Origin of the sequence: Mesorhizobium sp. B264B1B (assembly GCF_020165765.1) — a bacterium.
Lineage (GTDB): Bacteria > Pseudomonadota > Alphaproteobacteria > Rhizobiales > Rhizobiaceae > Mesorhizobium.
The window spans coordinates 189,276-210,744 of the sequence record NZ_JAIUIS010000002.1; the positions used below are offsets into that span (position 1 = coordinate 189,276).

Consider the following 21,469-nt stretch of genomic DNA (forward strand, 5'->3'; position numbering starts at 1 on the left):
GAAAATGCTTATTGCGCGGCCAAGTGTACCGCCTCATCCCCTCCGGAACAGCGACGATGCTATTCCTTTCCATGGAAAGCGGTTATTTAGGACTGGCTAATTCTCTGGCACGCCAATCTCAATCTGAGCGCGGCGGTCGCGGCCGGTGAAGCTGTTGCCGTCATCGCCGAGCGACACCACCGTTGGCTTCGGCGACGACACGCCGGCCTTCATGCGCATCGTTGCCAAGGTCTGATATCGTCGTGTGTTGCAAGGACGCGCGGCCTCGCCGAAGATGGCGTGATGAAGCGTCTGGTGGAAGATTGGGTCTATGGTGGCGTGCTCGCCGGCCTCACCCTGTGCGTGGTGGCGATCGGGCTGGCCGCTCAATTGGAGACAGCCGAGCTCACCGTCTTCCTGCTGATTCCGATTTACATGCTCCATCAATACGAGGAGCATGCCGAAGACCGGTTCCGGCTTTTTGTCGACAAGATGCTCGGCGGCGGGGCGCCGCTGCTTACCCGCTTCGATGTCTTTGTGATCAACGTACCGGGTGTATGGGGCATCTACTCCCTGGTTTTCACCCTCACTGTCACGGTCAATGCCGGAATAGGGCTGATCGCCGCCTACACCACCCTGATCAACGCTTTGGTTCACATCGCGCAGGCCATCAGGATGCGCAGCTATAACCCCGGGCTCATCACCGCAATTGTCTTGTTCGTACCCGCATCCATCTGGTCGATCCTGACGCTTTCCGGTTCGGGAACGGGCTTCCATATCCTTGGACTTACGGTCGGGCTGCTCATTCATGGGCTGATCGTTGCCCATGTCGTCCGGCGGCAGCGCCTGACCCAACGAGCGACGGTCGATAAGCCGACCTCACCGTAACATCATGGAAGAACCCCGGGGGCCGCAGGCCTGGCCGTCGGTCGCATTTTGCAAACAAAAACGGCCCCTTGCGAGGCCGTTTTTGCATTCTGATCGATGCTGCTCAGGTGAGCGGCGAAAGCTGGATCTCGACGCGACGGTTTTGAGCGCGACCCTCGGCGGTGGCATTGGACGCTACCGGACGGGTCTTGCCGAATCCCGTGACGGCGAAGCGGCGCGAATCGACGCCCTGGCCAGCCAGGTAGTTGGCGACCGCCAGCGCGCGGCGCTGCGACAGATCGAAATTATGCTGGTCGCCGCCGGTCGAATCGGTATGGCCGAACACGTCGACCGTGGTCTGCTTGAACTTCTTCAGCACCAGCGCGACCGAATTCAGCACCTGGTAGAAGCCGGGCTTCACCGCATCCTGATCGACGTTGAAGGTGATATCGGACGGCATATTGAGGATGATCTGGTCGCCGGAGCGGGTGACGCTGACGCCTGTGCCCTCCAACTGCCGGCGCAGTTCGGCTTCGTTCTGGTCCATGGTGGCGCCGATGGCGCCGCCGGCCAGCGCCCCGATGCCGGCGCCGATCAGCGCGTTGCGACGATCATTGCCGCCCGCAAGCAGGCCAAGGCTGGCGCCGGCCAAGGCGCCGAGGCCGGCACCGGCCGCCGTGTTGGAAATTTTCTGGTCGCCGGTATACGGATCGGTGGTGGTGCAGGCGCTCACCAGCACAGCCGTCGCCACGACGACGAGCACGGTCTTCTTCATAGGATTGTCCCTCTCCAAGTCACGCCTTGCGGTGGCGCCAAATCAGCCCTTCGCGCGACTTGTACCATGAAATGCGGCGAAAAGCGGAACGGGAAAAACACCGGCAACGGCTTTTCCCCGGGGCACGATTTCCCGATTGGGCGTCCAGGAATCTACCAGAGATTCCGGCCGTCGATGGCCACCACTTCGACCTTGTCCAGATCGAAATCGTCGAACAACCGCGAGTTGACGCTGATCTTGGGATTGTCGAAATCCGGCTCTCCGCTCGACCAGTCCGGTGTTTCGGTGAAGGTCCCGCAGCCGCAGGTGTCGCAAAAACCGTGCTTAACGGTCTTCGATCCCCACTGATAGAAGGAAACATTCTTCTGCGGCGTGAGGAGCTTGAACTGCGCAGGAGTGTAGTAGGCCCAAAGCGAGCCGCGTTTCGAGCAGAACGAACAAGTGCACTGCGTCAGCGTCTGCGGTGCTTGCGAAACCTCGAATATCGTCGCCTTGCAGTGGCAGCTTCCCTTGATGGTCATGGACGTCACCTCTCCCTTGTCCGCCGCCCGCAGGCAACGCAACACAAAGGAGCGGTCCTGGCAACCGTCCGTCAGCAGGCCCCCGCCCATCGCGGTCCGGGCCGGTCGCCGCTGCGCCTCCCGGGCTTAGTAGGAGCGCGGCGGCACGAACAGGCAGATCGTCTTACCGGCGTCTAGACCCGCTTGATGCGCGCACCAGTGGAATTCGCCGTCCGGGCTGTCCTTCACACGCTTGTCGGTCATCGGGACAACTTCCCCCGTGCCGGCGATCACATAACCCTCGGGTTTTTCCAAAACCTCGCCCGTATGGGCCGTGCGGCAATCGTAGTTAGCGCAGCATGCGAATGGATAGCTCCAACCCAGCGGCTTCGCCGCTGTAGGCTTGGCGTCGTGGGCGAAGGCAGGCGCCATCGGCAACGCAATCGCTGCGATTGCAAGCAGGCAGAGCATGAGTCGGCCCACCGCGGCCCGAGCCGATTTTGATGGGGCAGCAGACATGGAAGCGCTCCTTTCGACGAGCATCAAGCGTTTCGCTTGCCCGTTCCTGAAACGTGTCTTCCCAGCGGCCGGATCGTCAGCAGGCATTTCTGCCGCGCCCGGCCATAGATGCTTTTGTCTCCCCTCGACCATGGATGGTGGGCCGATTTGTGAGTCGGCGCAAGAAACCACTGCATGCCGATGTCGCAGGCTGAATGCCGCGCATCGGCAACAGAAAACAGGCGCCGTCTCTCGATTGGATAGGCAGGCACAACCATGCCCAGCAGACGGGATCGCAGATAACGAGATTCAGCGAGAGAAGTTCCGGCCTATTCGCCAGCAGGTCCTGTGATCACGTGTTCGTCATACTGCGGCAGGCCGTCGCTGATCGTGTACCACGGCGCCTTGGAACCGACGAAGATATGCTCGGTCGGGCGGATGCTCGGGTTGTCGACGAGCGTTCCCATCGCGACATGGACGAAGGCGCCCTGGCGCACGACCGAATAGAGCAGCGAACCGCACCGCTTGCAGTGCGCGTCATGGCCGTTGTCGTCGCCGAAGACCAGCAACATGTCGTGGCCCTTGATCAGGACAAACTTGGCGCGTTCGATGCCCGCGAAGGGCTTGAAAGCCGAACCTGTCGTGCGCCGGCAGTTCGAGCAATGGCAATTCGCCGCGTACAGGAACTCGTCAGCGACCGCATAGTGCACCGCGCCGCAGAAGCACTTTCCAACAAGCTTGCGAGCCATCATCCAATCCAAATGTGTGGCACTGTAGGCGCCGACCCTAATCCAGGTCCGCCACCGCTTCCCCAGCACCACCCTCGATGCGTTGCGACAGCGAGGCTTCCATGAAGTCATCGAGGTCGCCATCGAGCACGCTCGACGGGCTGGTGCTTTCGACGCCAGTACGCAGATCCTTCACCAGCTGATAGGGCTGCAGCACGTAGGAGCGGATCTGGTGACCCCAGCCAATGTCGCTCTTCGATGCTTCGGTGGCGTTGGCGACGGCTTCGCGCTTCTTCAGCTCTTCCTCGTAAAGCCGCGAGCGCAGCATCTCCCAGGCCTTTGCCCGATTTTTGTGCTGCGAACGTTCGGCCTGGCAGGCGACCGCTATACCGGTGGCGAGATGGGTAATGCGCACCGCCGAATCGGTGGTGTTGACGTGCTGGCCGCCTGAACCGGACGAACGATAGGTGTCGATGCGCACGTCGGATTCGGAAACGTCGATCTCGATCGTATCGTCGATGACGGGATAGACCCAGACGCTGGCGAAGGACGTGTGCCGGCGCGCGTTGCTGTCATAAGGTGAAATGCGCACCAGCCGGTGGACGCCGGACTCCGTCTTCAGCCAGCCATAGGCATTGTGGCCCTTGATCAGCAGCGTCGCAGACTTGATGCCGGCCTCTTCGCCGTCATGCACTTCCAGCACCTCGACCTTGAAGCGGCGGCGCTCGGCCCAGCGCGTGTACATGCGCAGCAACATCGAGGCCCAGTCCTGGCTTTCGGTGCCGCCGGCGCCTGCGTGGATTTCGAGATAGGTGTCGTTGGCGTCGGCTTCGCCCGACAGCAGCGTCTCGACCTGGCGGGCCTTCGCCTCGCCTTGCATCGAACGGATCGCTGCCTCAGCCTCGGCAACGACGCTCTCGTCGCCCTCTTCCTCGCCGAGTTCGATCAGGCCGATATTGTCTTCCAGCGCCTGGGTCAGGCCCCTGACCGCCGCGATGCCTTCCTCGAGGCCCTGGCGCTCGCGCATCAGCTTCTGCGCTTCCAGCGGTTCGTTCCAGAGGCTGGCGTCCTCGGCGCGGACGTTGAGATATTCAAGCCGCTTTATGGCCTGATCCCAGTCAAAGATGCCTCCTCAGCAGGGTAATTGCCTGCCTGATCTCGTCGACAATATTCTGCGTTTCCGCGCGCATGGCCTGATGTTTTATCCTGTTGCTGAAAGTGACGCCTGGTCGGCGCGATACATAGGGACGGCGCCGCCGCCTGTAAAGCAAATTGGACCGGCCCAGGGCCGGCCCAATCCTGCATGCATACCCGTCAGTAGAGGCCGCCGCCGCCCGACTGGATGGCCTGGTTGGCCTGAGGCGACAGCGCGCCGCCGGAGGCATTGGACCCGTCGGCGCCCATGCCGATCACCCAATAGCTGTCGGCTGGCCCGGTGCCCGGCTTGAAGGCCTCGATGATGGTGCCGGGATCGCCCGAATTGGCCCGCATGCCGGTCTTGCGGTTGATGGCGACCAGATTCATGCCTTCGGGAACCTTGAAGTCGACATTGGGCGTGCCATCCAGCGCCACGCGCATGAAATCCTTGAAGATAGGAGCGGCGAGGCCGCCGCCGGTGGCGCCATGGCCAAGGCCGCGCGGCGTGTCGTAGCCCATATAGAGGCCGACGACGAGGTTCGGCGTGTAACCGATGAACCAGGCGTCCTTTTCGTCGTTGGTGGTGCCGGTCTTGCCGGCGATGTGGCGTCCGAGCTCGGCGATGGTGGCGCCGGTGCCGCGCTGGACGACGCCTTCCATCATCGAGGTGATCTGGTAGGCGGTCATCGGATCGAGAACCTGTTCGGAATTATCGACAAGCTCAGGTTCGGGCTGGTTCTGCCATTCGGCCGCGTTGCAGCCTTCGCAGCCGCGTTCGTCCTGCTTGAAGACGGTCTTGCCGTAGCGGTCCTGGATACGGTCGATCAATGTCGGCTTGATCGACTTGCCGCCATTGGCCATGATCGAATAGGCCGAAACCATGCGCATCACCGTCGTCTCGCCGGAGCCCAGCGCCATCGGCAAATACGGCGCCAGATGGTCATAGACGCCGAAACGCTCGGCATATTCGACGACCAGCTTCATGCCCATGTCGTTGGCGAGGCGCACAGTCATCAGGTTGCGCGACTTTTCGATGCCGGAGCGCAGGGTTGCCGGACCAGCGACCGTGCCGTCGTAGTTCTTCGGCGTCCAGGTCGTGTTGCCGCTCTGGATGGTAATCGGTCCGTCCATGATCACCGACGCCGGCGTATAGCCATTGTCGAGCGCCGCGGAATAGACGATCGGCTTGAACGAAGAGCCGGGCTGGCGCATGGCCTGGGTGGCGCGGTTGAACTCCGACTGCGCGTAGGAGAAGCCGCCGACCATGGCCAGCACGCGGCCGGTGTGTGGATCCATGGCGATCAGGCCGCCTTCCACTTCGGGGACCTGGCGCAGGCTGTAGGCGTCGTCGGAGCCTTCGTTCTTCTGGACGAAGACGACGTCGCCCGGCTTCAGCACATCGGCCGGCGACTTGGCCCTGACCGTCTTGCCGCCGACCACATGGCGCATGGCAAAGCCCATGTCTTCCTTGCTGACGGTGCCTTCGACGCGCTCCTTGACGATGTCGCCCGACGCCTGGCGTGCCGGCTGCAAGCCAATCGACAGGCCGGATGCCGAACTGTCGAGCACGACTGCGAGCTTCCATTCGGGAACGTCTTCCAGTCCCTTCACATTGCCCAGCGGCACACCCCAGTCGCCGGACACGTCGATCGTCTTCAGCGGCCCGCGGTAGCCGCGCAGCGTGTCGTATTTGATCAAGCCGTTCTGCATCGCCTTGCGGGCGATGAGCTGGATCTTCGGGTCGAGCGTGGTGCGGACGGACAGGCCGCCTTCATAGAGCGCGTTCTCGCCGTAGCGGGCGATGATCTGGCGGCGCACCTCCTCGGTGAAGTATTCGCCGGCGAACAGATAGGTGCCGTTGCGGCGCGGTGTGACGCCGAGGGGCTCCGCCTTGGCCTTGTCGCCTTCCTCGCGCGTGACGTAGCCGTTCTCCACCATCTGGTCGATGACCCAGTTGCGGCGCTCAAGCGCGCGGTCGGCATGCTTGAAGGGATGATAGTTGTTCGGCCCCTTGGGCAGCGAGGCCAGATAGGCGGCCTCGGCCACGGTCAGCTCATTCACCGACTTGTCGAAATAAGTGAGCGCCGCACCCGCCACGCCATAGGCGCCGAAACCGAAGAAGATTTCGTTGAGGTAGAGTTCGAGAATGCGGTCCTTGGAATAGGCCTGCTCGATGCGGAAGGCGAGGATCATCTCCTTGATCTTGCGCTCGTAGGTCTGGTCCGAGGTCAGCAGAAAATTCTTCGCCACCTGCTGCGTGATCGTCGAGGCGCCAACCTGACGCCTGCCCGAGCCGAAATTCTGCAGGTTGACGATGATAGCGCGGCCCAGGCCGGTCACGTCAATGCCGGGGTGGTTGTAGAAATTCTTGTCCTCGGCCGACAGGAAGGCCGCCTTGACGCGGTCGGGGATGGCCTGGATCGGCAAATACAGGCGCCGTTCGCGCGCGTACTCGGCCATCAGCGCGCCGTCCGAGGCATGGATTCGGGTGGTCACCGGCGGCTCGTACTTGGCCAGCACCTCATAGTCGGGCAGATCCTTGGACAAATGCCCGATATAGATGGCAACCCCCGCCGCGACCAGCAGGGCCAGCGTCGTGCCGATACCGAAGAAATAGCCAATGAGACGAATCATGCCCGCTCCAGTCCTTGGTTCGGGAATTTCCTAAACGAAGCCGCCTTCCGCGCAAGCATTCGAGCCGGTCCCAACCCGTAATCGAAAACCCATGTCGCTACCATGTGGGCAAAATACGGCAAGGCCGGATTTCGCGGCCGTGAGTCGGAAATAAAAGCGTCGGGTGTTGTCGCCGCGCAACGCTGCCTGTGGTTGCAGGCGTCGTCAGGCATTTCAGCCCCCGGTTCCCGTTCCGGCACGCGCGGAAGCGAACAGCGCGACGGCGTTGGTGATGCTTTGCGCCGCCTTGCCGCGCCAGTCGGCGTCGAGCAGTTGCGCCTCGTCCTTGGCATTCGAGAGATAGCCTAGTTCGACCAGCACGGAGGGGACGTCAGGCGCTTTCAGCACCTTGAATCCCGCGGAACGCTGCGGATTGTTGATGAGGCCGACGCTGGTCGACAACTGGCCGACCAGCGTGTGGGCGAAACTCATCGAAAAGGTGTGGGTCTCGCGGCGGATCAGGTCGATCAGGATATCGGTGACTTCCTTGTTGTCGTCCTTGATCACCATGCCGGCGAACTGGTCCGAGAGATTTTCACGGTCGGCAAGCGCCTGCGCTTCCGGATCCGAAGCCTTGTCGGAAACGGTATAGACGGTCGCGCCACGGATGCCCTTGAGGCTGATGGTGTCGGCATGAATGGAGATGAGCAGGTCGGCCTCATGCTGGCGAGCGATGCGCACGCGGTCGTCCAGCCGCAAATATTCGTCGGTGTCGCGCGTCATGAAGACATCGTATCTGCCGACGGCGGCGAGCTTGTCGCGCAGTTCCGTGGCGAAAGCCAGCGTGACGTTCTTTTCGACGGTGCCGTTCAGGCCCTCGGCACCGCCATCGACGCCGCCATGGCCCGGATCGATGACGACGGTGAAGCGATGGCCCGGATTGGAGACCGGCCCGGTGCCGACCCGCCCGCCCTTGTCGGTCGAAACCGTGGAACCGGTGGTCAGCGCCTGATTGGCAAGGGCAGTGTCGAACTCGCGTTCGGAGGCCGCCGACATGTCGATGGCGATGCGGTAGCCCGCGCCGTCCTCGTTCTTGAGAACATCGAGCTTGTCGACCGCGAACGGCCCCTTCCCGGTGAGAACCAGCCGCGACACGCCTGCCTCCAACTCACCCAGGCGCACGCCCTTGACCAGCCCGCGAGGCTTCAAATCCTTGGCATCGATGGCTAACTTCGTATTCGCCAGATCGATGACCAGACGATTGGGCCTGCGCAAAAGGAACCATTTGACGTCGGGCTCGCGGTCGAAATCCATGACGATGCGCATCTTGGTGGCATCGCCCGCCATCTTGTAACCGGTTGCCGTGAGCGGGGCATCGGCGGCGTTGGCGACCAACGAAATGGTCATCGACAGCAGGAGGCAGAAGATCGCGAGCAAACGGCCGCCGGCACGACTGCCCTTGTCTGTGAAGCCTGCCAGTCCCATCTCTTTGCAGTCGCTCCCGGTTTGGCGCCAAGGCGCCCGGTCATGTAGTCGAAGTGCCGGTTAGGCCGCGAACTCGATTAACGATTGGTATCCAGAGAAGGTTAACCAAGCCTTTTCACGCGAGGCCCGGACCCGTGCTTACGTGGCGGAACCGCTTTTGCCGGCGTCGGAAAACGGGGTTGCCTTCCAACCCGCCAAATCATAAAAGCGATAGTGGATCACTGCAATCCTGGAACCGCCCTCCTCCGCAGCTTCCCGCTACAGGTGAGACGAAAGGCGGCTCCTTTCGCTCCATGCGAGAAGGGTTCAGGTGATCGCGACGAATTTCGCAGGTGTGCGCCCGTGGCGGGGGAATCGCCTGCGTGAGGAAAACGGCCGGGTTTGTCCCGCGCCGGCTCTGTATGAGCAAACAAGCTGGTCCGGTTTCCGGGCTTTGGTTCAAAAGGTTCTGCTGGTGACGATGGCTTCAAGCGCAATCATGGAAAGGTCCGCATCAAACCGCGCCAATATGGCTGCGGGCGGCACCGCCATGGCGCGCAGGCACCGTCCGGCGGACATTCAGACATCCGGCACCCACATTCATCCAGACACACAGCAGCGGCCCTTGCGCCGCAAGCTGCGGCTGACGGCTGCCGGGGGGAAACGAAATAATGCCCAACAAAATGCTGATAGACGCCTCCCACCCGGAGGAAACACGCGTTGTCGTCGTACGCGGTAATCGTATCGAAGAATTCGACTTTGAATCACAGGACAAGAAGCAGCTCAAAGGAAACATCTATCTCGCCCGCGTAACGCGCGTCGAACCCTCCCTTCAGGCAGCCTTTGTCGAATATGGCGGCAACCGTCACGGTTTCCTCGCCTTCAGTGAAATACACCCCGACTACTACCAGATCCCCGTCGCCGACCGTCAGGCGCTGCTGCGCGCCGAAGCGCAGGAAGCCGAGGACGAGGACGATGAGGACGGCGAAGGCGACGACCGCCAGAGCCGCGATCGCGGCCGGCGCGGGCGCCGGCGCGGCGGCAAGGGCCGCGACCGCGCAGAACACAAGCGCGATGCGAGCGGGGCCGATGCCGACGAGGCAACCGAAACGGCCGGCGAGGCAGGCGACGCCGACAATGGCAATGACGCCGTCTCGGAGAACACTTCCCACGGTTCGGAAACCATCGAACATGCGGCCGATATCCCGGAACAGGCCGCGGATGCATCCAATCATGGCGAAGCCTCCCCCGAGCAGAGCGACGAATCGTCCGGACAGGACGAAGGCGAGACCCGCGAGGGCGGCCCGACGTCGATCGCCGCCTCCGTCGACGCCGACGTGATTTCCGAACCCGTCCCGCTGACGGAACAGGGCAGTGAATCCAGCGACGATGATCGCGGCATGCTGGAAGAGGTTCAGTCTTCGCATCCGGACGATCACGAGGTCGAATCGGTCGGCGCCGAGGATGCCCTGGAGGAAGCGCGCAACCGCCGTAAGCCGATGCGCCGCCAGTACAAGATCCAGGAAGTGATCAAGCGCCGCCAGATCCTGCTGGTGCAGGTTGTCAAGGAAGAGCGCGGCAACAAGGGCGCAGCGCTCACCACCTATCTGTCGCTTGCCGGCCGCTATTCCGTGCTGATGCCGAACACGGCGCGCGGCGGCGGAATTTCGCGCAAGATCACCAGTGCTGTGGACCGCAAGCGCCTCAAGGAAGTGGTCGCCGATCTCGAAGTGCCGCAAGGCATGGGCGTCATCCTGCGCACCGCAGGCGAGAGCCGCACCAAGGCCGAGATCAAGCGCGATTACGAATATCTGATGCGGCTTTGGGAGAACGTGCGCAATCTCACGCTCCAGTCCACGGCCCCTGCCCTCGTCTACGAGGAAGGCAGCCTGATCAAGCGTTCGGTGCGCGACCTCTATAACAAGGACATCGACGAGATCCTCGTCTCCGGCGAAGAGGGCTACCGCGAGGCCAAGGACTTCATGCGCATGCTGATGCCGAGCCACGCGAAGGTGGTTCAGCCGTTCCGCGATACGACGCCGATCTTCGTGCGCAATGGCATCGAGGCGCAGCTTGACCGCATGCTGCAGCCGCAAGTGACGCTGAAGAGCGGCGGCTACATCATCATCAACCAGACCGAGGCGCTGGTCGCCATCGACGTCAATTCGGGCCGCTCGACCAAGGAGCACTCGATCGAGGACACCGCGCTCCACACCAATCTGGAAGCGGCGGAGGAAGTCGCCCGCCAGCTCAGGCTGCGCGACCTTGCCGGCCTGATCGTCATCGACTTCATCGACATGGAGGAGAACCGCAACAACCGTGCCGTCGAGAAGCGGTTGAAGGATCATCTCAAGAACGACCGCGCGCGCATCCAGGTCGGCCGCATCTCGCATTTCGGCCTGATGGAGATGTCGCGCCAGCGCATCCGCGCCAGCGTGCTGGAATCGACCATGAAGCCTTGCCCGCATTGCGGCGGCACCGGCCATGTGCGCTCCGATTCGTCTGTCGCGCTGATGGTGGTCAGGGCGATCGAGGAGTTCCTGCTCAAGGATTCGCGCAGCCACATCACGGTTCGCACGCCCGCGGCGACCGCGCTCTATGTGCTCAACCACAAGCGCGGCACGCTGGTGGAACTGGAAAGCCGCTTCGGCCTGACCATCACGCTCGAGGCCGACGACACGGTCGGTTCGCAGCATTATGCGATCTTCCGCGGCGCGCTGGCCGAAAAGCCTGAAGGCTTCGTCGAGGCACGCACCCTGCCGGCCTATGTCGAACCGGAAGAGCCCGAGGATGAGACCATCGTCGAGGAGGAAGACGAAGCACCGGCCCAGGCCGAACAGCCGCGTCAGCCGCAGCAAGGTCAGCACCAGCAGAGGCCCGGCGAAGAGGGCGAAGGCCGCGACCGCAAGCGCCGCAAGCGTCGCAGACGCCGCGGCGGCAAGGATCGCGATCGAGAACATGGCCACACCGACGGTGCTTCCGTGTCGGCGCAGGCCGACGAGTTGTCCACATCGGAAAGCCCGGTGAGCCGTGACGAGGCGGAAGCCGGCGACGAGGCTCCGGTCCCCGCGGCCGGAACTGCCGAAACGGCGGAAGCATCCGACGAGGGCCAGGGCAAGAAGCGTCGCCGCGGCAAGCGCGGCGGCAAACGCAACCGGCGCGAGGACGGCGAAGGCGAGGCCGAGGCAAGCGCCGATGAAGCGACCGAACCTTCCGGGGTCGATGCTTCCGAAAGCGAGCCTGCGATCGAGCCGGTAACCGTCGTGGCTGCGGAAGAGCCGGTGGCTCCAGTGAGCGACGAGGCGACGACCGCCGAGAAGCCCAAGAAGCCGCGGCGCGCAGCCAAGCCGAAGAAGGCAGCCGCCGAGGCTGTCGCCGAGGAGCCGATCGCTGAACTGGCCGTTCCGGCACCCGCCGAGACGCCAGCCACGGCATCGGACGAGGCGGCGGCAGCGACCGCCGAGGAAACACCGAAGGCCCGTCCGTCACGACGCAAGCCGGCGGCCATCGATGCGCCGATCGTGCCGGTGGTTTCCTCGACCGTCGCCGAAGAGCCGGAAACCAAGACCGAAGAGAAGCCGAAGCGCGCCGGCTGGTGGCAGCGGAAAGGTTTCTTCTGAGATTTCAGCCCTTTGAACTGACTTCCTGAATAAAAAAAATCCCGCGCCGGTCGAAAGACGGCGCGGGATTTTCATATCCGGTTTGCCGGAACGTTACGGCGCGAAGATCGACCAGTTCATCATCCTGGCAAGCTTTTCCAGGGCGATCGAGCCCAGCTTGGAATTGCCGTTGGCGTTGAGGCCGGGCGACCAGACGGCGAGCGAGGCGACGCCGGGCACGATGCCCAATATGCCGCCGCCGACGCCGCTCTTGCCCGGAATGCCGACGCGGAAGGCAAAATCACCGGAGCCGTCATAGTGGCCGCAGGTCAGCATCATGGCGCCGATGCGGCGTGCCCGCTCGACCGACACCACGGAATGTCCGGTCGCCGGATTTTTGCCGCCATTGGCGAGGAACCGGCCGGCCATCGCCAGCTGCCGGCAGCTCATGGCGATGGCGCAATGGTGGAAATAGACGCCGAGCGCCAGCTCCGGCGCATGATGAAGATTCCCGAAGGATTTCATGTAGTTGGCGAGCGCGAAGTTGCGATAGCCGGTGGCGCGCTCCGACGCTGCCACCTCGCGGTCGATGATGATGGTCTCGTCGTCGGCGAGGAACTGGATGAAGCGCAGGATCTCGCCGATCGCCTCGCGCGGCTGGTGGCCGGCAAGCAGGATGTCGGAGATGACAATGGCGCCGGCATTGATGAAGGGATTGCGCGGAATGCCGTTCTCATGCTCGAGCTGCACGATCGAGTTGAACGGATTGCCCGAAGGCTCGCGCCCTACCCGCTTCCACAGCGCGTCGCCGACATTGCCCAGCGCCAGCGTCAAGGTGAACACTTTCGAGATGCTCTGGATCGAAAAGGGCTGGTCGGCGTCGCCCGCCATCAGCACACGGCCGTCATTGGTGACGGCTGCGATGCCGAATTTCTTGGGATCAACCTTGCCGAGTTGCGGGATATAGGTGGCGACCTCGCCGCGATCGGTGCGTTCGGCCATTTCGACCGCGACTTCGGCCAGGGCCTGCTCGAGTTCCGGCATGGATCTACCTCAGCCAGCGTTCGATGCGCGCCAATGCCTCGACCATGTCGTCATGGCTGCCGGCATAGGAGAAACGCATAGTGCGGTGCCCGGCCTGGGTGTCGAAATCACGGCCGGGCGTGGCCGCGACATGCGCCTCGGCCAGCATCTTGCGGGCGAAAGCCATGCTGTCGTTGCTGTGCCTGGTGACGTCGCAAAAGGCATAGAAGGCGCCATCCATCGGTGCTGCGAGCGGAAAACCGAGCTCCGGCAGACGCTTCATCAGGAGCTCGCGGTTCCAGGCATAGCGACCCTTGACCGCTTCTAGCTCCTCGGTAGCGGCAAAGGCCTCGATTGCGGCGACCTGCGACAGTTCCGGCGGCGAGATGTAGAGGCTCTGCGCAATGCGCTCGATGGGCCGCACCACCGCTTCCGGCAGCACCATCCAGCCGATGCGCCAGCCGGTCATGCAATAGTATTTCGAGAAGGAGTTGATCGCCGTGACACCGGCTCCAAAGGCGAGTGCCGTGGTGTCGGGCGCCGCATAGGCCAGCCGGTGGTAGATCTCGTCGGAGATGACGGCAATGCCGAGCGCCTCCGCCGTCCGGACCAGGTCCGCGAGATCATCGGCCGGAATGACCGCGCCGGTCGGGTTGGCGGGACTTGCGAACAGCACGCCCTTCAGCGGTTTTTCGCGATGCGCGGTCTCCAGGTGAGCGGCATGAAGATAGGCCGCGTCGCCGAGCTCGATCTCGATCACTTCGATGCCCAGCGCCGCCATGATGTTGCGATAGGCGGGGTAGCCGGGCGCTGCGATGGCGACGCGGTCACCGGGATCGAACATTGCCAGGAAGGCGAGATTGAAGGCGGCCGAGGATCCCGTGGTGACCGCGATCCGGTCGGGCGCGACATCAAGCCCGTAGTGATCCCCATAGTGTTCCGCGATCGCCTTGCGCAATCCAGCCAGGCCCAGCGCATCGGTATAGCCAATACGCCCGTCCTGCAAAGCCCTGGCCGCCGCGGCACGAACGCGGGCCGGAGCCGGATCGGACGGCTGGCCGACGGCCATGGAAATGACCGGCGCGCCCGTCGCTCTCAGCCGGTTCGCCTCGGCCAGCACATCCATGGCGTGGAAGGGTTCGACATTGCCACGGCGTGAGAGCGAAACGACCATTTTGACCTCGATCCGACGATTGAGCGCACCACGTCCTGGCGCATGCGCCGCACAAATGCCCGATTGGTGTGAGGATCACAAGTTGAGGAAGTTTTTCCGGTGCCGACTTTTCATCTTTCGCCCGCTCGTCTACCAGTGGACACGTCATGTTGAGCCGACCCAAATCGATGGTTGCCCGGGTAGCGCGCGTCGTTGCGACGCTTTCGCTTGGCGTCGCCGTCGCGGTGTCTGGTTCCATCAGCGCCTTGGCCCAGAACGTGCCGGTGGTGCGCGATGCCGAGATCGAGGCGCTGGTGCGCGACTACGCCCGCCCGATCTTCAAGGCCGCCGGTCTGGCGAATGACGGCATCGACATCGTCCTGGTCAACGACCAGAGCTTCAATGCCTTCGTCACCGGACGCAGGCTGTTCATCAACACGGGCGCCTTGATGGAAGCCGAAACGCCCAACGAGATCATCGGCGTCATCGCCCACGAGGCCGGCCATATCGCCGGCGGCCACCAGCAGAAACTGCGTGACCAGCTCGAGCGCGCCAAGACGATGGCCATCATCGCAACCTTGCTGGGCGCCGGCGCCATGGTCGCCGGGGCGACCACCAACAGCCGCGGACTTGCCGGCGCCGGCGTGGGCGTGGCGGCTGGCGGCGGCGAGATGGCGCAGCGCAGCATTCTCGCCTATCAGCGCACCGAGGAAATGACGGCCGACCGCTCGGCGATCACCTATCTCAACGCCACCGGCCAGTCCGGCATGGGCATGCTGAAGACGTTTCAGCGTTTCCAGACGGCCTTGTCGCTGTCGGGCGCGCAGGTCGATCCCTACCGGATCAGCCATCCAATGCCGCGCGATCGAATCTCCAACCTCGAAGTGCTGGTCAAGCAGAGCCCCTATCTCGACAAGGTCGATGCGCCGGCACTGCAATTGCGCCACGACATGATGCGGGTGAAGATCGCTGTCTACATGGAAGGCCAGGCCGCCGCGTCGCGGCTGATGCGAAAGATGCAGGGCAGCCTTGCCGCGCAGTATGGCGAGGCCCAATCGGCCTATCTTTTCGGCAACATCGCCACCGCACTCGCCAAGACCAACGCCTTGATCAAAGCCCAGCCCGGCAACGCCTATTTCCAGGAATTGCGCGGCGATATATTGATGAAGGCGAACAAGCCCAAGGAAGCTGCCGATGCCTACGCCAAGGCAGTCAGCCTCGACAAGGCGCGATCTGGATTGCTGCCGGTTTCGCTCGGCCAGGCGTTGATGGCGACGGGCACCCCAGACGCTCTGAAAAAGGCCGTGGTGCAGATCAACAACGGCTTGCGACGCGACAAGGAAAATTCCGTGGGATACCGCTATCTGGCGCAGGCCTATGGCGAATTGGGAGACATACCGGGCGCCGAGCTCGCCACGGCCGAGGGTCATTTCTATTCCGGTAACTACAAGGATGCGAAGATCTTCGCCATGCGAGCGCAGCAGCAACTCAAACGCGGCGAGCCGCGATGGATACGCGCCCAGGACATCATAAACTACAAGCCGTCGGGCAAGGTATAGTGAACCTTCCGGCCGTGCGCTGCGACGCAGCCAGACCGGAAAACAGGCAAAGGAACGGAACGATGAAAAAGGCACTGTTGCTGGGCACCACGGGAGTTGCGATAGCCCTTGCCATGCTGGCGTTCGGTTTCGTGGCCGGCAGCCCGCAAATCGCGGAAGCCGGTGCGGCGCAACCGCTTCAGACGGCAGCGGCCGATACCAAGATCGACCGCACCGAGGTCGAAGGCATCATCCGCGATTATCTCCTGAAGAATCCGGAAGTGCTGCTGGAAGTCCAGGATGCGCTCGAGGCCAAGCAGAAGGAAGAGCAGCGCATTGCCCATCTCGGCGTCATCAAGGGCGCCAAGGAGCAGATCTTCAACTCCTCCTTCGACGGCGTGGTCGGGAACCCGAACGGCAAGGTCACGATCGTCGAGTTCTACGACTACAATTGCGGCTTCTGCAAACGCGCCATCGAAGACATGCAGGCGCTGACCAAGGCCGATCCGGACCTGCGTTTCGTGCTCAAGGAGTTCCCGATCCTCGGCCCGGATTCGCAGAAGGCCAGCGTCGTTTCGATGGCCTTCCACCTGATGATGCCGCAGAAGTACGGCGAGTTCCACAATGCGCTGCTCGGCGGCCAGGGTCGCGCCACCGAGGCGGCGGCGATCAAGGTCGCGCTTTCGCTCGGCGCCGATGAAGCGACGCTGCGTGAAAAGATGAAGGACCCGTCCATCACCGAAGCCTTCTCCAAGACCTACGATCTCGCCAACAAGCTGGCGATCACCGGAACGCCGTCCTATGTCGTCGGCAACGAGGTCGTGTTCGGGGCGCTCGGACAGGAAGTCCTGGCGGAGAAGATCGAGGCGGCGAAAGCCGCGCTTTGATCGGCCGCGGGTTTTCTTCACGGGCGCATTTCCGCCTGTTGTGGACAGTGAAAGAACGCACTTGCGCTCTTTCCGCGGGCGTCTATGCCCATTATAGAGGGCCCAGCGCCGGTTTGACGCCGGTGCCGGAAAAGGTCGGCATTTTTTGAAAACGGTTTTCGTCCTGAACGGTCCCAATCTCAACGCGCTCGGCAAGCGCGAGCCAGGCATCTATGGCGGCAAGACGCTTGCCGCCATCGCGGAGGACTGCAGAGAGGCGGGCGCGGCGCTCGGGCTCGAAATCGATTTCCGCCAGTCGAACCACGAGGGCGACCTCGTCGACTGGATCCAGGAAGCCGGCGACAAGGCCGCCGGCATCGTCATCAATCCCGGCGCCTATAGCCACACCTCGATCGCGATTCACGACGCCATTCGTTCCGTGGCGCCGCTGCCGGTCGCCGAGGTCCATCTTTCCAATATCCATGCGCGGGAATCATTCCGCCACGTCTCCATGGTCGCGCCGGTCGCTGTCGGCATGATCTGTGGCTTTGGGCCGCTCGGCTACACGCTGGCGCTTCAGGCGCTGGCCGCACGCCTATGACCGGCCAACAAACAGAAGGCTCGAAAATGTCGATAAAGAAGACCGGTGTTGACCAGCAGCTGATCCGCGACCTGGCGGGCATACTGAACGACACCAATCTCACCGAGATCGAAGTCGAGCTGGGTGACCTGAAGGTGCGCGTATCGCGGCAGGCGCCGGCGGTTCACGCGATAGCCGCGCCGCAGCCGGCCTTTGCGCCGGCGCCAGCGGCCCAACCTGCCACCGCAGCCGTTCCGGCCGCGGCCGACGTGTCGAAAAACGCCGTGGCCTCCCCCATGGTCGGCACCGCCTACCTGGCGCCCTCGCCGGATGCCAAGCCGTTCATCGAGATCGGCCAGAACGTCAAGGAAGGGCAGACGCTGCTGATCATCGAAGCGATGAAGACGATGAACCAGATCCCGTCGCCGCGCGCCGGCACGGTGACGGCGATCCTGTTCGAGGACGCACAGCCGGTCGAATACGGCATGCCGCTCGTCGTGATCGAGTAGAGCGGCCCTAATGTTCCAGAAGATTCTCATCGCCAATCGCGGCGAAATCGCGCTTCGGGTGCTGCGTGCCTGCAAGGAGCTTGGCATCCAGACGGTGGTGGTGCATTCGACCGCCGACGCCGACGCCATGCATGTTCGGCTCGCCGACGAGAGCGTATGCATCGGGCCACCGCCATCGCGCGACAGCTATCTCAATATCCACCAGATCGTCGCCGCCTGCGAGATCACCGGCGCCGACGCCGTGCATCCCGGCTACGGTTTCCTGTCGGAGAACGCCAAGTTTTCCGACATATTGGCCGCGCATAACATTACCTTTATCGGTCCGACCGGCGACCATATCCGCATCATGGGCGACAAGATCGAAGCCAAGCGCACCGCCAAGCGCCTCGGCATCCCGGTGGTTCCCGGCTCCGATGGTGCGGTGACCGAGGAAAAGGAGGCCAAGCGCATCGCCGCAGAGATCGGCTATCCCGTGATCATCAAGGCGTCGGCCGGCGGCGGCGGACGCGGCATGAAAGTGGCGCATACCGAGGCCGACCTCGAAGTCGCCTTGCAGACGGCCCGCTCGGAAGCAGGCGCGGCCTTCGGCGATGACGCCGTCTATATTGAAAAGTACCTGCAAAAGCCGCGCCATATCGAGGTTCAGGTGTTCGGCGACGGCTTTGGCCGGGGCGTGCATTTCGGCGAGCGCGACTGCTCCTTGCAGCGTCGCCACCAGAAAGTCTGGGAAGAGGCCAACTCACCCGCGCTAAACGCCGAGGAACGCTCGCGCATCGGCGATATCTGCGCCAACGCCATCGCCGACCTCGGCTATTCCGGCGCCGGCACGATCGAGTTCCTCTACGAGAATGGCGAGTTCTATTTCATCGAGATGAACACGCGCCTGCAGGTAGAGCATCCGGTGACGGAGGCTATCACTGGCATCGATCTGGTGCATGAGCAGATCCGTGTCGCCTCGGGCGGCGGTCTTTCGGTCAAGCAGGAAGACATCCGCTTCCAGGGCCATGCCATCGAGTGCCGCATCAATGCAGAGGATCCGCGCACCTTCACGCCCTCGCCCGGCACGATCACCCATTTCCACACGCCAGGCGGCCTTGGCATCCGTGTCGATTCCGGCGTGTATTCAGGGTACAAGATCCCGCCTTACTACGACAGCCTGATCGGCAAGCTGATCGTGCACGGGCGCAACCGCGTCGAATGCATGATGCGGCTGCGCCGGGCACTGGACGAATTCGTCGTCGACGGAATCAAGACGACGTTGCCGCTGTTTCGCGACCTCGTCGGCAACGCCGACATCGCCAATGGCGACTATGACATCCACTGGCTGGAAAAATATCTGGCCAAAGGCGAATAGCCCCGGACTTGCCGCTATAATGAAGCGATGACTCGCCCCTACGCGCCAGGCTATCGTATCCCGACCGACCTTCTGCTCAAGGCCTACGCCTCGGGCGTCTTCCCGATGGCCGAAAGCGCCGCCGATCCGGAAGTGTTCTGGGTGCGGCCGGAGACGCGCGGCATCATTCCGCTCGACCGCTTCCACACGCCGAAAAGTCTGAAGAAGGCGCTTCGGCGAAACCTCTTCGACATCCGTTTCGACTTCGATTTCGAGGCGACGATCGATGGCTGCGCCGAAAGGCGCGAGGAGCGCCGTTCCACCTGGATCAACGCGCCGATCCGGGAGGCCTATGTGCAGTTGCATCGCATCGGCCATTGCCATTCTGTCGAGGCCTGGCGCGAGGAGCGGCTGGTCGGCGGCCTCTACGGTGTCTCCCTGGGGAGGGTGTTCTTCGGCGAAAGCATGTTTTCCCGGGAAACGGATGCTTCGAAGATCTGCCTTGTGCATCTCGTCGAACGCCTGCAGGCGCGCGGTTTCGCACTGCTCGACACGCAGTTCACCACCGAACACCTCAAGCGCTTCGGCGCAATCGACGTGCCGCGCGGCAAATACGAGAAGATGCTGGCCGACGCGCTGAAGGGTGAAGCGGTGTTTTTCCCCTGATGATCCAGCCCGTCAGCGGACCTTCGTTTCCAGCGGAGCCTGCGAATGGAACATCATCTTCCAGCCGTTGACGCGATGGACATAGCCGGTGCTGACCAGCGCCGCGTAGGCTTCGCCATTGCCCCTCACGGCATGCGCCTCATAGGCCAGGATGACGATGTCGCTGCCTGGTTCGACCACGCCCTTGAGATCGATCTCGAGATCACGCCATCGCTTGGGATCGGCGGCGGTTTCGGCGAGATCGGCATTGCTCATGGTCTGGGCCATCCGCGGAAATGCCACGAGGCACTCGGTGTCGGCATTGGCCGCGAAAAATGCCGAATCGCCTGTCCAGAAGCCCTTTTCGAGCTCAAGCAGTTCCTTGATGCTGGCGGTGATCCGCTTTCTGGCAGACATTGGAAAATCCTCCCGGCGCGCATCGTATGGCCGTCAGGGCCCCAACGCGTTGCCGTCAGGGCGGTTCCGAAGGATCAGTTGGTGCTGGTCGTAGGCGGTTCCGTTGCTTCCGGCTCGGTCGCAGCCGGAGCGGCCGTGGCATTCGGCTGGGCCGTATCGGGCTTGGCCGCCTCGGTCTTGGCCGAATCGGGCGCTGGCACATCCGACTTCTGCTTGCAGGCTTTCAGCCAGACGTCATAGACGGCATGCTCCACGGCATTGAGACCAGGGCTTTCGGCAAACATCCAACCGGTGAAGATGCGGCGGATCTTGCGGTCGAGCGTGATCTCGTCGACTTCGACAAAGGAATCGGTCTTCGGTTCCTCGTTCTGCGGCCGGGAGTAGCAGACGCGCGGCGTCACCTGCAAAGCACCGAACTGTACCGTCTCGTCGATATAGACGTCGAAGGTGATGATGCGGCCGGTGATCTTGTCGATGCCGGCGAATTCGGCGACCGGGTTGGTGATTCGGTCCGATCCCGGCGCCGGCGCGGGTGCGGCCGGCGTTGGCGAAGCGGCAAGTGCCGCGGTGCTAACGGTGAGCCCGGCGGCTACCATCAGTGCGCCCATCGATGTCAGGCTGAAAATGCTCATGCAGGGATACCGGTGGTTAGCGCCCGGGTGATTCTCTATCACAAAGGCTAGTCGCCGTTTTCTGATCAGCAAGCAGCTAAACACCAATTGTGGCGATAAAGGACCGACGCCCGCTTATGATCCGGGCGTCCAGGCGTCGTAGTCGCCGGTGACCTGCGGGCGGTGCTGGTTGGTCAGCACCGAGCCCTTCGGACGATAGGCTGAGGGCGAGCCGGTCAGGTTCGGTTGATGTGGCTTCTGCCAGTCGCGCGGCTTGTAATCGTCGCTCGGCGGCGCGACGTCGACGCGGTGATGAATCCAGCCGTGCCAGCCGGGCGGGATAGAAGAAGCCTCGGAATAATCGCGATAGATGACCCAGCGGCGCGTGCGTCCTTCGGAATCGACACCGCCTTCGTAGTAGACGTTGCCCACCTCGTCCTGCCCGACCTTCCTGCCGTGCCGCCAAGTGTGCAGGCGCGTGCCAAGCGTCTGGCCGTTCCACCAGGTGAAAAACTGCGTAAGGAAAGTCTTCATCTTCAAACCCTCGCGCCGATGGCGTCCGTTTCCTGCTTATGGCGTCAGCCCTTCGTGAAGGCAAGGGGCTTGCCGCCAAGAGGGCGCAAATGGCGCGCCG

General features: G+C 63.0%; 21 protein-coding genes. 8 read left to right on the top strand and 13 right to left on the bottom strand.

Features of this window, described 5'->3' with window-relative positions:
• Nucleotides 1-96: 96 nt before the first annotated feature.
• On the bottom strand, nucleotides 97-228 hold the full coding sequence (locus LB547_RS32295) for a hypothetical protein (protein WP_263483010.1): 132 nt from the start codon (nucleotides 226-228) through the stop codon (nucleotides 97-99).
• Between the two features lie 54 nt (nucleotides 229-282).
• Between LB547_RS32295 and LB547_RS04655 the strand changes: the two genes are divergently transcribed.
• Complete coding sequence (locus tag LB547_RS04655; protein WP_210241350.1) at nucleotides 283-867, top strand: HXXEE domain-containing protein; 585 nt, start codon at nucleotides 283-285, stop codon at nucleotides 865-867.
• A 103-nt stretch (nucleotides 868-970) separates the two neighbouring features.
• Here the strand turns inward: LB547_RS04655 and LB547_RS04660 are convergent, their stop codons facing one another.
• The 7 genes from LB547_RS04660 to LB547_RS04690 form a co-directional block, all read right to left on the bottom strand.
• Entirely contained in the window at nucleotides 971-1,621 is a 651-nt protein-coding gene (locus LB547_RS04660) for an OmpA family protein (protein ID WP_140493627.1), read from the bottom strand.
• A gap of 152 nt (nucleotides 1,622-1,773) precedes the next feature.
• Nucleotides 1,774-2,142 (bottom strand): GFA family protein, encoded by a 369-nt coding sequence (locus LB547_RS04665; RefSeq protein ID WP_140584175.1) that lies wholly within the window; start codon nucleotides 2,140-2,142, stop codon nucleotides 1,774-1,776.
• Nucleotides 2,143-2,268: 126 nt separating this feature from the next.
• Nucleotides 2,269-2,640, bottom strand: coding sequence for a hypothetical protein (locus LB547_RS04670; protein WP_140493631.1), 372 nt, complete (start codon nucleotides 2,638-2,640; stop codon nucleotides 2,269-2,271).
• A gap of 308 nt (nucleotides 2,641-2,948) precedes the next feature.
• Nucleotides 2,949-3,368, bottom strand: a complete 420-nt coding sequence (locus LB547_RS04675) for a GFA family protein (RefSeq protein WP_140584174.1) — start codon at nucleotides 3,366-3,368, stop codon at nucleotides 2,949-2,951.
• A gap of 37 nt (nucleotides 3,369-3,405) precedes the next feature.
• Nucleotides 3,406-4,537, bottom strand: a protein-coding gene (gene prfB, locus LB547_RS04680; RefSeq protein ID WP_140493636.1) for a peptide chain release factor 2 whose coding sequence is annotated in 2 segments (ribosomal slippage) — nucleotides 3,406-4,470 and nucleotides 4,472-4,537 — 1,131 coding nt in all. Because the reading frame shifts where the segments join, the coding sequence is not laid out codon by codon here.
• Nucleotides 4,538-4,661: 124 nt separating this feature from the next.
• Complete coding sequence (locus LB547_RS04685; RefSeq protein WP_140493638.1) at nucleotides 4,662-7,118, bottom strand: penicillin-binding protein 1A; 2,457 nt, start codon at nucleotides 7,116-7,118, stop codon at nucleotides 4,662-4,664.
• 213 nt (nucleotides 7,119-7,331) lie between these two features.
• The gene (locus tag LB547_RS04690) at nucleotides 7,332-8,582 is read right to left on the bottom strand and encodes an N-acetylmuramoyl-L-alanine amidase (RefSeq protein WP_140762320.1); all 1,251 of its coding nucleotides are present in this window, start codon (nucleotides 8,580-8,582) and stop codon (nucleotides 7,332-7,334) included.
• 650 nt (nucleotides 8,583-9,232) lie between these two features.
• Between LB547_RS04690 and LB547_RS04695 the strand changes: the two genes are divergently transcribed.
• The gene (locus LB547_RS04695) at nucleotides 9,233-12,181 is read left to right on the top strand and encodes an Rne/Rng family ribonuclease (RefSeq protein WP_140584172.1); all 2,949 of its coding nucleotides are present in this window, start codon (nucleotides 9,233-9,235) and stop codon (nucleotides 12,179-12,181) included.
• A 93-nt stretch (nucleotides 12,182-12,274) separates the two neighbouring features.
• Here LB547_RS04695 and LB547_RS04700 read toward each other — a convergent pair whose 3' ends face one another.
• Complete coding sequence (locus LB547_RS04700) at nucleotides 12,275-13,204, bottom strand: glutaminase (RefSeq protein WP_140517635.1); 930 nt, start codon at nucleotides 13,202-13,204, stop codon at nucleotides 12,275-12,277.
• A gap of 4 nt (nucleotides 13,205-13,208) precedes the next feature.
• Complete coding sequence (locus LB547_RS04705; protein ID WP_140631712.1) at nucleotides 13,209-14,357, bottom strand: pyridoxal phosphate-dependent aminotransferase; 1,149 nt, start codon at nucleotides 14,355-14,357, stop codon at nucleotides 13,209-13,211.
• Nucleotides 14,358-14,503: 146 nt separating this feature from the next.
• Between LB547_RS04705 and LB547_RS04710 the strand changes: the two genes are divergently transcribed.
• The 6 genes from LB547_RS04710 to aat all read left to right on the top strand — a co-directional run bounded on the left by LB547_RS04710 (nucleotide 14,504) and on the right by aat (nucleotide 19,828).
• Nucleotides 14,504-15,895, top strand: a complete 1,392-nt coding sequence (locus LB547_RS04710) for a M48 family metalloprotease (RefSeq protein ID WP_140493655.1) — start codon at nucleotides 14,504-14,506, stop codon at nucleotides 15,893-15,895.
• A 62-nt stretch (nucleotides 15,896-15,957) separates the two neighbouring features.
• Nucleotides 15,958-16,761, top strand: a complete 804-nt coding sequence (locus tag LB547_RS04715) for a DsbA family protein (protein WP_140517637.1) — start codon at nucleotides 15,958-15,960, stop codon at nucleotides 16,759-16,761.
• 145 nt (nucleotides 16,762-16,906) lie between these two features.
• Nucleotides 16,907-17,341 carry a type II 3-dehydroquinate dehydratase gene (aroQ, locus tag LB547_RS04720; RefSeq protein WP_140517638.1) on the top strand — a complete coding sequence of 145 codons (435 nt, stop codon included), beginning with the start codon at nucleotides 16,907-16,909 and terminating at the stop codon, nucleotides 17,339-17,341.
• 26 nt (nucleotides 17,342-17,367) lie between these two features.
• A complete protein-coding gene (gene accB / locus LB547_RS04725; protein ID WP_140493661.1) occupies nucleotides 17,368-17,829 on the top strand; it encodes an acetyl-CoA carboxylase biotin carboxyl carrier protein in 462 nt (153 codons plus the stop codon).
• A gap of 10 nt (nucleotides 17,830-17,839) precedes the next feature.
• Entirely contained in the window at nucleotides 17,840-19,183 is a 1,344-nt protein-coding gene (accC, locus tag LB547_RS04730) for an acetyl-CoA carboxylase biotin carboxylase subunit (protein ID WP_140493663.1), read from the top strand.
• A gap of 27 nt (nucleotides 19,184-19,210) precedes the next feature.
• Entirely contained in the window at nucleotides 19,211-19,828 is a 618-nt protein-coding gene (gene aat / locus LB547_RS04735; protein WP_140517639.1) for a leucyl/phenylalanyl-tRNA--protein transferase, read from the top strand.
• 12 nt (nucleotides 19,829-19,840) lie between these two features.
• Here the strand turns inward: aat and LB547_RS04740 are convergent, their stop codons facing one another.
• The 3 genes from LB547_RS04740 to LB547_RS04750 all read right to left on the bottom strand — a co-directional run bounded on the left by LB547_RS04740 (nucleotide 19,841) and on the right by LB547_RS04750 (nucleotide 21,369).
• Nucleotides 19,841-20,224 (bottom strand): hypothetical protein, encoded by a 384-nt coding sequence (locus LB547_RS04740; protein WP_140762323.1) that lies wholly within the window; start codon nucleotides 20,222-20,224, stop codon nucleotides 19,841-19,843.
• Between the two features lie 74 nt (nucleotides 20,225-20,298).
• Complete coding sequence (locus tag LB547_RS04745) at nucleotides 20,299-20,856, bottom strand: DUF2155 domain-containing protein (RefSeq protein ID WP_140762326.1); 558 nt, start codon at nucleotides 20,854-20,856, stop codon at nucleotides 20,299-20,301.
• A gap of 114 nt (nucleotides 20,857-20,970) precedes the next feature.
• Nucleotides 20,971-21,369, bottom strand: a complete 399-nt coding sequence (locus tag LB547_RS04750; RefSeq protein WP_140493670.1) for an NADH:ubiquinone oxidoreductase subunit NDUFA12 — start codon at nucleotides 21,367-21,369, stop codon at nucleotides 20,971-20,973.
• Nucleotides 21,370-21,469: the final 100 nt, after the last annotated feature.